Below are 10,864 nucleotides of genomic sequence, written 5' to 3' on the forward strand. Positions count from 1 at the left end.
ATGACCCATCGAACGTTCGACATCGCCGTCGTCGGCTGCGGCCGCATCAGCAAGAACCACTTCGACGCCATCGCCAAGACCGATGGGTTGCGGCTGGTCGCCGTGTGCGACGTGGACGCGGAACGGGCACGGTCGGCCGGTGAGGAACACGGCGTACCGTGGTTCACGTCGTACGAGGAACTGCTCGGTGGCGTGGCGTGCGACATCGTCACGCTGTGCACGCCCTCCGGGCTGCACGCTCCGCAAGGCATTCTGGCGGCGCGGGCCGGCCGGCATGTGCTCAGCGAGAAGCCGATGGCCACTTCCCTGGGCGCGGCGGACGATCTCGTGGAGGCTTGCGACGCCGCCGGCGTCCAACTGTTCGTGGTCAAGCAGAACCGGTTGAATCCGCCCATCCAACTGTTGCGCCGGGCGGTCGACAAGGAGCGGTTCGGGCGCATCTACATGGCAAACGTCACGGTGCGGTGGCAGCGCCCGCAGGAGTACTACGACGCGGCACCCTGGCGTGGCACGTGGGAGTTCGACGGCGGCGCGATCATGAACCAGGCCTCGCACTACGTGGATCTGATGCAGTGGCTCGTCGGCCCGGTGGAAAGCGTGGTCGCCAAGACGGCCACGCAGGCGCGCCGCATCGAGGCCGAAGATTCCGGGGCCGCAGTGCTCCGGTTCCGGTCCGGCGCCCTCGGGGTGATCGAGGTCAACGTTCTCACCTACCCCCGTAACCTCGAGGGCTCCATCACGATCCTCGGCGAGAAGGGGTCGGTGAAGGTCGGCGGCACCGCCGTGAACAAGGTCGAACATTGGTCCTTCGCCGAGTATGACGACGACGACAAACTGGTGGAGTCGGTGAACACGTCCCCGCCCAACGTGTATGGGTTCGGGCACCTGGGCTACTATGGCAATGTGCTCGCCGTGCTGCGGGGCGAGGCCAAGCCGGATACGGACGGGCGGGCGGGGCGGAAGTCGCTGGAACTGGTCTTGGCTATGTACGAGTCGGCCCGGACGGGGGCGACGGTCCCGATCCCGCTTCGCAGCGGAGCGTAGGACGGGGCCGTCCATCGGGAAGCCGACAAGAAACACGCCGGGAGCATTCCGATTGACCTCCACCGGCGGCCCGACGAAGTTTCGAAGTCCTTTGTACTTGCGGCGCTTTCGAAAGTCTGAATTCCACGGCCCGGACTCCGGGCACTGCCCCATGTGACCATGCCCGTTCCCCTGTTGGACCTGCGCGCGCAGCACGCCACGATCAAGGACGATGTCGTGAAGGTGCTGCTGGAGTTGGTGGACTCTCAGTCGTTCATTCTCGGCGCTCCGGTGGAGCGGTTGGAGCGCGAGGTCGCCGAACTGTCGCACACGCCCTACGCGGTGGGCTGCGCCAGCGGCACCGACGCCCTTCTCCTGGCGCTCCGCGCGGTGAACGCCGGCCCTGGCGACGAGGTGATCACCACCCCGTTCACCTTCTTCGCCACCGCCGGCACCATCCACAACGTGGGCGCGACGCCCGTGTTCGTGGACATCGAGCCCGACACGTTCAACATCTCGGTGGACGCGATCGCCAGGGCGATCACGCCCAAGACCAAGGCCATCGTGCCCGTGGACCTGTTCGGCCAGATGGCCCCGATGGAAGCCATCGCGCAGGTGGCGAAAGGCATCCCGGTGATCGAGGACGCGGCGCAATCGATCGGCGCGCGCCGGATGATCGACGGCGAGTGGCGCCTGGCCGGTGAGGTGGCGACCATCGGAACGTTCAGCTTCTTCCCGTCGAAGAACCTGGGCGGGTACGGGGACGGCGGGATGATGGTGACCCACGACAAGGCTCTGGCCGAGCGGCTCAAGCGCCTGCGGATGCACGGCGGCTCGCGACAGTACTTCCACGACGAGGTCGGGTACAACAGCCGGCTCGACGCGCTGCAGGCCGCGGTGCTCTCGGCCAAGCTGCCGCATCTCGCCGCATGGAGCGCCAAGCGGCGCGCCAATGCAGCGTACTACAACAAGGCGCTGGCCGGCGTCGCCCAGGTGAAGACACCGGTGATCGATCCGGCCAACGAGTCGATCTTCAATCAGTACACGCTGCGTTGCGAGCGGCGCGACGAGTTGCAGGCACACCTCAAGACGCGTGGCATCGGCACGTCGGTCTACTATCCACTGCCGCTCCACCTCCAGCCTTGCTTCGCCTACCTCGGCTTCCAGGCCGGGGCCTTCCCCGAGTCGGAGCGGGCGGCACGTGAGGTGCTGTCGCTACCCATCTATCCCGAGTTGACCATGGCCCAACTGGACGAGGTCGTGGGGGCCGTCCGAACATTCTATGGAGCCTGACATGTCGAAGCGCGCGCTGTTGGACAAGATCGATCGCCGCGAGGTGGTGATCGGAGTGATCGGCCTCGGCTACGTCGGGCTGCCGCTGGCCATTGAGTTTGCGAAGGCCGGGCTGCGCGTGGTCGGCTACGACATCAGCGATCGTGTGATCGGGATCCTCAACCGGGGCGAGTCGCACATCAAGGATGTGACGTCGGCGGATGTCGCGGCCATGCTCGCCGCCGGCCGGTTCACGGCGACGACCGACGAATCGCGACTGGCCGAGGTGGACGCGATCTCGATTGCCGTGCCCACGCCCCTCGTCAAGACGCGCGACCCGGATATGAGCTACATCATCGCGGCGGCCGAGACGATCGGCCGCCACGTCCACGCCGGCCAGTTGATCGTGCTCGAGAGCACGACGTATCCCGGCACGACGCGCGAACTGCTCAAGCCGATGCTCGAGCAGTCGGGCCTCACCGTGGGCAGCGACGTGTTCCTCGCGTTCAGTCCGGAGCGCGTGGATCCAGGCAATCCGCGATTCCACACCGGCAACACGCCCAAGGTCGTGGGCGGCGTCACGCCGGCCTGCACGGAGGTCGCGGCGGCGCTGTACCGGGTGTGCATCGAGAGCGTGGTCGAGGTGTCGAGCGCCGAGACGGCGGAGTTGTCGAAGTTGCTCGAGAACACCTTCCGTTCGGTGAACATCGGGCTGGCGAACGAGATGGCGATCATGTGCGACAAGCTGGGCGTCGACGTGTGGGAGGTGATCGAGGCGGCCGCCACGAAACCGTTCGGCTTCATGAAATTCACGCCCGGGCCCGGCATCGGCGGCCACTGTATCCCGCTCGATCCGCATTATCTCGCGTGGAAGATGCGCACGCTCAACTACAAGACGCGGTTCATCGATCTGGCGAGCGAGATCAACAGCCAGATGCCTGCCTACGTGGTGGAGAAGGTGGCGCAGGGGCTCAACGACCGGCGGAAGGCGGTGAACGGCAGCCGCGTGCTGGTGCTCGGGGTGGCGTACAAGCAGGACATCGACGACCTCCGGGAGAGCCCGGCGCTGGACGTCATCCGGCTGCTCGAGGCCAGCGGCGCCGACGTCGCGTTCCACGATCCGCACATCAACATGTATCGCGAGGACGACCACGAGAAGTTCGGCGTCGCCCTGACCGACGCGGAGCTGGAATCGGCCGACGCGGTGGTGATCGTGACCGCCCATGCCGCCGTCGATTACCAGCGGGTGGTCGACCACGCCGACCTGGTGATCGACAGCCGCAATGCCACGGTCCGGACTCGTCCGTCGCGGGCACGCGTCGTGACGCTGGCCACCGTGCGCGAGTCCGATGCGTTCTCGGAGGCCGGCCGCTGAGGCGCCCGTCTATCGCTCCTCTCTCGCCCTCGTCGAATGAACATCACTGTTGTTGGATCCGGATATGTGGGGCTCGTGGTGGGTGCCTGTCTCTCCGAGACGGGCAATGCCGTGGTCTGCGCCGACGTGGACGCGATCAAGATCGACGGCCTCAAACGGAACGTGCTGCCGATCTACGAGCCCGGGCTGGAGAGCTACGTCGAGCGTAACCAGCGCGCCGGCCGGCTTCGCTTCACGACCGAGGTCGGCGATGCGATCGCCACGGCCGACGTCGTGTTCATCGCCGTGGGCACGCCGCCCGACGAGGACGGCTCGGCCGACCTGCGGCACGTGCTGAACGTGGCCACGGAGATCGGCAAGCACATGAAGCGCGAGCTGGTGGTCGTGACCAAGTCCACCGTCCCGGTGGGCACGGCGGCCAAGGTCTCGGCGGCGGTCGGCGAGCACGCGCAGTTCCCGTATCACATCTGCAGCAATCCGGAATTCCTCAAGGAAGGCGCGGCGGTCGACGACTTCATGAAGCCGGACCGCGTGGTGATCGGGGTCGAGACCGACGAGGCGCGCAGCGTCATGGCCGAGTTGTACGCGCCGTTCGTGCGCACCGGGCGACCGATCATCTTCATGGATATCCCTTCGGCCGAGATGACGAAGTACACGGCCAACGCCATGCTTGCCACACGCATCTCGTTCATGAACGAGATCGCCAACCTGTGCGAACGCGTCGGCGCCAACGTCGATCTGGTGCGCAAGGGTGTGGGGAGCGACGACCGCATCGGGCCGGCCTTCCTGTTCCCCGGCCCGGGCTACGGTGGCTCCTGCTTTCCGAAAGACGTGAAGGCCCTCGTTCATACCGGCGGGCAGTTCGGCTCGCCCCTCGAGATCCTCACGGCCGTCGAAGCGGTGAATGACCGGCAGAAACTCCGATTGTTCGACAAACTGAAGCAGGCGCTCGGCGACGGACTGCGCGGGGCGCGGGTGGCCGTGTGGGGGCTGGCGTTCAAGCCGAACACCGACGACATGCGTGAGGCCCCGGCGCTCGTCCTCATCGACGCCGTCCTCGCCGCGGGCGGCACAGTGGTGGCCCACGACCCCGCGGCAATGGACGAAGCCAGGCGCCGACTCGACGATCGCATCGCGTTCGCCGAGACGGGGTACGCGGCGCTCGACGGTGCAGACGCGCTGGTCGTGGTCACCGACTGGAACGAATACCGGCACCCCGACTTCGGGCGGATCAAGCAGGCGCTACGCCGGCCCGTGGTCGTGGACGGACGTAACCTCTACGACCCGGGCAAGATGCGCGCTCTCGGATTCCAGTACCTGTCCATCGGCCGCGGAGTGGGGCCATGAGAATCGTCATCACTGGCGCCGCGGGATTTCTCGGCTCGCATCTCTGCGACCGGTTTCTGGCCGATGGGCACACGATCGTCGGGATCGACAATTTCGTCACCGGCCATCCGGACAACATCGCGCATTTGATGGGCGAGTCGCGGTTCGAATTCGTCCGCCACGACATATCCACGTTCACCTACGTGGCCGGCGACGTGGACGGCGTGCTGCATTTTGCCTCGCCGGCCAGCCCGATCGACTATCTCGAGTTGCCCATCCAGACGCTCAAGGTGGGATCGCTCGGCACGCACAACGCGCTGGGGTTGGCCAGGGCGAAGGGGGCCCGGTTCCTGATGGCCTCGACGTCCGAAGTATACGGCGACCCGCTCGAGCACCCGCAGCGCGAATCCTACTGGGGAAACGTGAACCCGGTGGGCCCCCGCGGTGTCTATGATGAAGCCAAGCGGTTCTCCGAAGCGATGACCATGGCCTATCACACCTATCACGGGCTCGATACCCGCATCGTCCGGATCTTCAACACGTACGGCCCCCGCATGCGGCCGCGCGACGGGCGCGTGGTGTCGAACTTCATCGTGCAGGCCCTGAACCACGAGACGATCACGATTTACGGCGAGGGCCGGCAGACGCGCAGCTTCTGCTACGTGGAGGATGAGGTCGAGGGGATCTTCCGGCTGTTCATGAAGGGCGACCACATGCCCACGAACATCGGCAATCCCACGGAGCACACGGTCACGCAACTCGCCGAGACCGTGAAGGACCTCACCGGCAGCCCGGCGCCGATCGAGCACCGGCCGCTGCCCGTGGACGACCCCCGGCTGCGCCAGCCCGACATCACCCGGGCACGGACGATGCTGGGATGGGAGCCCCGGATCGATCTGCGCGAGGGGCTGGGTCGGACCATCGCGTTCTTCCGGTCGCTGATGGGGACGTCGCGCATGGCGGCTCGCGATCCGCGGCCCGCGCGGAAACCGGGCGCGTGAGGGTGCGCCCCGGGCCCGCGGCCCGCTATCTTTCCCACCCTATGCATCGACAGACCCGCGGACTCGTCGCGGCGCTGGCGCTGGGGCTGGCCGCTGCGGCCTGCCGGCCGGCCTTCGTCGTCACGAAGTTTCCGACCAACGAGGCGCTGTTCAAGGCCTCGCTGACCGAATTCAATCAACACCGCTGGGACAACGCCGTCGAAGGATTCGACAAGTTGACCCTCGATCTCGGTGTGCGCGATACGCTGCTCGTGCCCTCGTACTGGTACCTCGGGCTGGCGCACGAACGGGCCGGCGACGACCTGCTCGCCGCCCAGGCCTTTTCGCGGCTCGTCGAATCCTTTCCGGACGACTCCCTGGGACCACGCGCGGCGCTTGAAGCCGGACGCAGCTACCAGCGGCTCTGGCGTGATCCGTCGCTCGACCAGACGTACGGTCTGACCGCGCTTCAGACGTACACGATGCTCATCCAGCTCTACGCCCAGACCGATACCATCGTCGCCGATTCCGCGCGAACTGACATCGCCAAGCTCAATGAATGGTTCGCCACCAAGGACTACGACACCGGAATGTTCTACTTCAAGAACAAGGCCTGGGACTCGGCGATCCTCTACTTCAAGAACGTCGTTCAGAAGTGGCCCGAAACGGAGCACGCGCACCTGGCGATGCTGCGGCTCTCGCAAGCCTACCGGACGATCAATTACACCGAGGACCTCGCCGACATCTGCAAGCAGATGCGATCGCTGTATCCCGGCGATTCCAGAGTCGGCGCCGACTGCCGCGGCGTGAAGTCCCCCGGCGATACCACAGCGGCCATCGGGCCGGCCCGGCGCCCGGCGGCGGGCCCGCTACCGCGGCTCTCGTTGCGGCGCTGACCGATGCGCCTCGGCGTCCTCGGTGGCAGCTTCGACCCTCCCCACGTCGGGCACCTGCTGGCGGCGAGCGATGCCTTCGAAGAACTGGCGCTCGATCGGCTGGTGTTCGTCCCGGCGGCCGCGCAACCGCTCAAGGCGGCGCGTTTCGTGGCCTCCCCTCAGCACCGGCTGGCGATGGTGCACCTGGCCGTCGACGGGGATCCCCGATTCTCAGTGTCTGCCATCGAAATCGACCGCGGGGGGTTATCTTACACGGTTGACACTTTGGCGGCATTTGCCGAGCGGTATCCGAACGCGGAGCGGGTCTTCCTCGTCGGAGCGGACGCCTTCGCCACCCTCGCGCATTGGCGCGAGCCGGCGCGGATTGCCCGGTTGGCTCGGCTGGCCGTCATGGGGCGGGTGGGGGTCGAGATCGCGCCACCGCCGGCGGGCGTGCCGGCCTCGGCCGTGATCCCGCTGCAAACGCGGCGAGTCGACGTGTCGTCCACCGAGATTCGCGAGCGGGTGCGGCTGGGCAAGCCGCTCCGCGGATTTGTGACCGAGGCCGTGGCGGACTTCATCACCACGGCTGGGCTGTACCGACAGGGGACTGCATGATCAAGCGAGTCATCTCCGCCGTCGTGGGCAACCGCCACGACCGGGAGCGCAGGAAGATCCAGCCGATCGTCGATGCGATCAACGAGCACGACGAACGGCTGCAACGCGTATCGGAGCAGGAACTTCGCTCCCAGACGCAGAAGTTTCGCGACGTCATTCGCCAACGCACCGAAGCGCTCGAGCAGCGGGCTGCCGAGCTGCGCGAGGCCAAGCACCACGCCAGCGAAACCCTCGAACGCGAACGGATCGACGACGAGTTGAGCGGTGCCGACGGCAAGGGCGGCGTCGAAGGGAAACTCCGCGATGCCACCGCCGAAGTGCTCGACGAACTGCTCCCCGAAGCGTTCGCCACCGTCCGGGTGGCGTGCCGGCGTCTGCTCGGGACGACGGTCCTCGTCACCGGGCACGAGATGGAATGGAACATGGTGCCGTATGACGTGCAGCTCATGGGCGGCATCGAGCTGCACCTCGGAAAGATCGCCGAAATGGCGACCGGTGAAGGCAAGACGCTCGTCGCGACGCTCCCGTTGTATCTGAACGCGCTGCCCGGCAAGGGCGCGCACCTCGTGACCGTGAACTCCTACCTCGCCCGCCGCGACGCGCAGTGGATGGGGCACGTGTACAAGTACCTGGGGCTCACCGTCGCCTGCCTCGACGACACCGAGCCCGGCACCGCCGAGCGCCGCGCCGCATACTTCGCCGACATCACCTACGGCACCAACAACGAGTTCGGCTTCGACTACCTCCGCGACAACATGGTCGTGCAACTCGACCAGCGCGTGCAGCGGGCCCACGTGTACGCGATCGTCGACGAGGTGGACTCGGTGCTCATCGACGAGGCGCGCACCCCGCTCATCATCTCGGGGCCCGTGGGCAACGACAACGACGGGCGCTACTTCGAGCACAACGCCGCCGTGGCCCGGCTGTCACGCAAGCAGACCGAACTGGTCAACACCCTGGTGGGCGACGCCGAACGCGACCTCGCAACCGGAGATACCGCGGCTGCCGGCATGAAGCTCTACAAGGCGCAGCTCGGCGGCCCCAAGAACAAGCGGCTGCTCAAGGTGCTGCAGGAAACCGGCAACAAGACCCTGCTCCAGCGCATGGAGCTGGATTACATCGCCGACCGCCGGCTGCCGGCATCCAAGCAGCAGTACCGCGAACTCGAAGAAGACCTGCTGTTCGTGCTCGACGAGAAGGGCCACTCGGTGCACCTCACCGATCGCGGCATCGACTTCATGTCGCCCAGCGACCACATGGCCTTCATCCTCCCCGACATCTCCGAGACCACGCACCGGGTGGACCACGACACCGCGCTGTCGCCCGAGGAACGGCTCCAGAAGCGCCGCGAACTGGAAATCGAATTCGCCGCCAAGAGCGAGAAGCTCAACATCATCCATCAGCTGCTGCGGGCCCACGCGCTCTACGAGCGTGATGTGAACTACGTCGTGCAGGAAGGCGAGGTACTGATCGTCGACGAGTTCACGGGCCGGACCATGCCGGGCCGCCGCTGGTCGGAGGGCCTGCACCAGGCCGTGGAGGCCAAGGAGGGCGTGACCGTGAAGGGGGAAACGCAGACCCTCGCCACGATCACGATCCAGAACTACTTCCGCATGTACTCCAAGCTGGCCGGCATGACCGGCACGGCCGAAACGGAAGAACGCGAATTCTTCGAGATCTACAAACTCGACGTGGCCGTCATCGCCACCAACCAACCGGTGATCCGCGACGACCGCCAGGATCTGGTGTTCAAGACGCGCCGCGAGAAGTACAACGCGATCGTCGACGAGACCAAGCGGCTTCACGCGCTCGGCTTCCCGGTGCTCATCGGTACAACGAGCGTCGACGCATCGGAGACGCTGGCCAAGCTGTTCCAGCGCGGCGGCATCGTGCACAACGTGCTCAACGCCAAGTACCACCAGCGTGAGGCCGAGATCGTGGCCGGCGCCGGGCAGCCGGGCGCGGTGACCATCGCCACGAACATGGCCGGCCGCGGCACCGACATCAAACTCGGATCGGGCGTCACCGAACCCAAGCCGTCCAAGATCACGGACCTCGACGGCAAGGACGCCAACATCATGGAGTCCGGCGGCCTCCACATCATCGGCTCCGAACGGCATGAGTCTCGGCGCATCGACCGCCAGCTGCGCGGCCGCTCCGGCCGCCAGGGCGATCCGGGGGCGTCGCAGTTCTTCCTCTCGCTCGAAGACGACCTGATGCGGCTGTTCGGATCCGACCGCATCGCCAAGCTCATGGACCGCCTGGGCGCCCAGGAGGGCGAGGTCCTCACGCACTCGATGATCACGCGGTCCATCGAGCAGGCCCAGAAGCGCGTCGAGCTGCAGCATTTCCAGGCCCGCAAACGGCTGCTCGAATACGACGACGTGATGAACCAGCAACGCGAGGTGATCTACTCGCTGCGGTCGTTCGCGCTCGAGGGCGGCGAGGAGCCCAAAGGGGAGGCGCTCCGCATGGTCGAACGCGCCCTGCGCGCGCGCGTCGAGGCCGCGTTGGCCGAGTACGAGATGGCGGAGGATTGGGACATCCCGCTGATCCAGCAGGATCTGCTCATGCACTACCTGCTGGCGGTGCCCGAGTTCGACACGCCGGATCTGCGGCCCACGAACGTCGCCGACGCCGTGCAGGCCGCGGTCGAAGCGGGGCGCAAGGCGTTCGCCGCCAAGTACGAGAGTCTCGAGCAGTTCAAAGACGACCACGGGGGCTATGCCGATCGCCTGCTGTCGCTCGTCATGCTCAACGTGCTGGACGAGAAGTGGAAGGACCACCTCTACGACCTCGATCAGCTCCGCAATTCCATCCAGTATCGGTCGTGGGGCCAGAAGGATCCGCTGGTCGAGTACAAGGCCGAGGCGTACGCGATGTTCGTGGACCTCATGGCCGACATCTACACCACGTTCGCGGAGCGCTTTCTGCGTGTGCAGCTGCAGTTCGCCGCGCCGGCGCCCGCGGCTGCTCCGCCGCCACGCCAGGCACCCGCGGCGCCCAAGAAGCGGTTCAATGCGCTGGGCGTGATGGAAGAGGCGCCGGCCGAACGGCCGGATGGCACCGGCAGCGACGAGACGCTCGACATCGGACCCGGCGAGCCTCCGTCGGAGACCGCAGTCCGGCGCGATCCGGTGGTCGTCGGGGCCGGGCGCCCCCGGACGCTCACCCAGCCCGCGCCGGGCGCCACCGATTGGTCGAACGTCGGGCGGAACGACCCCTGTCCGTGCGGCTCCGGAAAGAAGTTCAAGAAGTGCCACGGGGCGATGGGATAGACGACGGGGCGGCGTTGAGCCGCCCCGCTGCGCTTGCGGTGCCCTGCGGGGCGGTGGAGTAGCCGCAGCCCCCGGTGCGCGTTTTCGATGCCGGCGATCCCGGCCCGGTTCGGCATC

At 66.7% G+C, this 10,864-nt stretch carries 8 protein-coding genes; all 8 read left to right on the top strand.

Annotated features, from left to right (window positions below):
- The 8 genes from VNF92_02550 to secA all read left to right on the top strand — a co-directional run bounded on the left by VNF92_02550 (nt 1) and on the right by secA (nt 10,747).
- A complete protein-coding gene (locus VNF92_02550; protein ID HVA56743.1) occupies nt 1–1,044 on the top strand; it encodes a Gfo/Idh/MocA family oxidoreductase in 1,044 nt (347 codons plus the stop codon).
- Between the two features lie 159 nt (nt 1,045–1,203).
- Entirely contained in the window at nt 1,204–2,316 is a 1,113-nt protein-coding gene (locus VNF92_02555; GenBank protein ID HVA56744.1) for a DegT/DnrJ/EryC1/StrS family aminotransferase, read from the top strand.
- Between the two features lies 1 nt (nt 2,317).
- Nucleotides 2,318–3,670 (top strand): nucleotide sugar dehydrogenase, encoded by a 1,353-nt coding sequence (locus tag VNF92_02560; protein HVA56745.1) that lies wholly within the window; start codon nt 2,318–2,320, stop codon nt 3,668–3,670.
- A gap of 36 nt (nt 3,671–3,706) precedes the next feature.
- Entirely contained in the window at nt 3,707–5,017 is a 1,311-nt protein-coding gene (locus VNF92_02565) for a UDP-glucose/GDP-mannose dehydrogenase family protein (protein HVA56746.1), read from the top strand.
- Complete coding sequence (locus VNF92_02570; GenBank protein HVA56747.1) at nt 5,014–5,997, top strand: UDP-glucuronic acid decarboxylase family protein; 984 nt, start codon at nt 5,014–5,016, stop codon at nt 5,995–5,997. The genes VNF92_02565 and VNF92_02570 overlap by 4 nt, the downstream gene beginning before the upstream one ends.
- 41 nt (nt 5,998–6,038) lie before the next feature.
- Nucleotides 6,039–6,872, top strand: a complete 834-nt coding sequence (gene bamD / locus VNF92_02575) for an outer membrane protein assembly factor BamD (GenBank protein HVA56748.1) — start codon at nt 6,039–6,041, stop codon at nt 6,870–6,872.
- Nucleotides 6,873–6,875: 3 nt separating this feature from the next.
- Complete coding sequence (nadD, locus tag VNF92_02580) at nt 6,876–7,469, top strand: nicotinate-nucleotide adenylyltransferase (GenBank protein ID HVA56749.1); 594 nt, start codon at nt 6,876–6,878, stop codon at nt 7,467–7,469.
- Entirely contained in the window at nt 7,466–10,747 is a 3,282-nt protein-coding gene (gene secA, locus VNF92_02585) for a preprotein translocase subunit SecA (GenBank protein ID HVA56750.1), read from the top strand. The genes nadD and secA overlap by 4 nt, the downstream gene beginning before the upstream one ends.
- Nucleotides 10,748–10,864: the final 117 nt, after the last annotated feature.

This window comes from Gemmatimonadaceae bacterium (assembly GCA_035533015.1).
Taxonomy (GTDB): Bacteria; Gemmatimonadota; Gemmatimonadetes; order Gemmatimonadales; family Gemmatimonadaceae; genus JAGWRI01.

Bases quoted from the DNA above. Each gene is read 5' to 3' on its own strand.
- VNF92_02550 (HVA56743.1), top strand. From the start codon at position 1: ATGACCCATCGAACGTTCGACATCGCCGTCGTCGGCTGCGGCCGCATC.
- VNF92_02555 (HVA56744.1), top strand. From the start codon at position 1,204: ATGCCCGTTCCCCTGTTGGACCTGCGCGCGCAGCACGCCACGATCAAG.
- VNF92_02560 (HVA56745.1), top strand. From the start codon at position 2,318: ATGTCGAAGCGCGCGCTGTTGGACAAGATCGATCGCCGCGAGGTGGTG.
- VNF92_02565 (HVA56746.1), top strand. From the start codon at position 3,707: ATGAACATCACTGTTGTTGGATCCGGATATGTGGGGCTCGTGGTGGGT.
- VNF92_02570 (HVA56747.1), top strand. From the start codon at position 5,014: ATGAGAATCGTCATCACTGGCGCCGCGGGATTTCTCGGCTCGCATCTC.
- bamD (HVA56748.1), top strand. From the start codon at position 6,039: ATGCATCGACAGACCCGCGGACTCGTCGCGGCGCTGGCGCTGGGGCTG.
- nadD (HVA56749.1), top strand. From the start codon at position 6,876: ATGCGCCTCGGCGTCCTCGGTGGCAGCTTCGACCCTCCCCACGTCGGG.
- secA (HVA56750.1), top strand. From the start codon at position 7,466: ATGATCAAGCGAGTCATCTCCGCCGTCGTGGGCAACCGCCACGACCGG.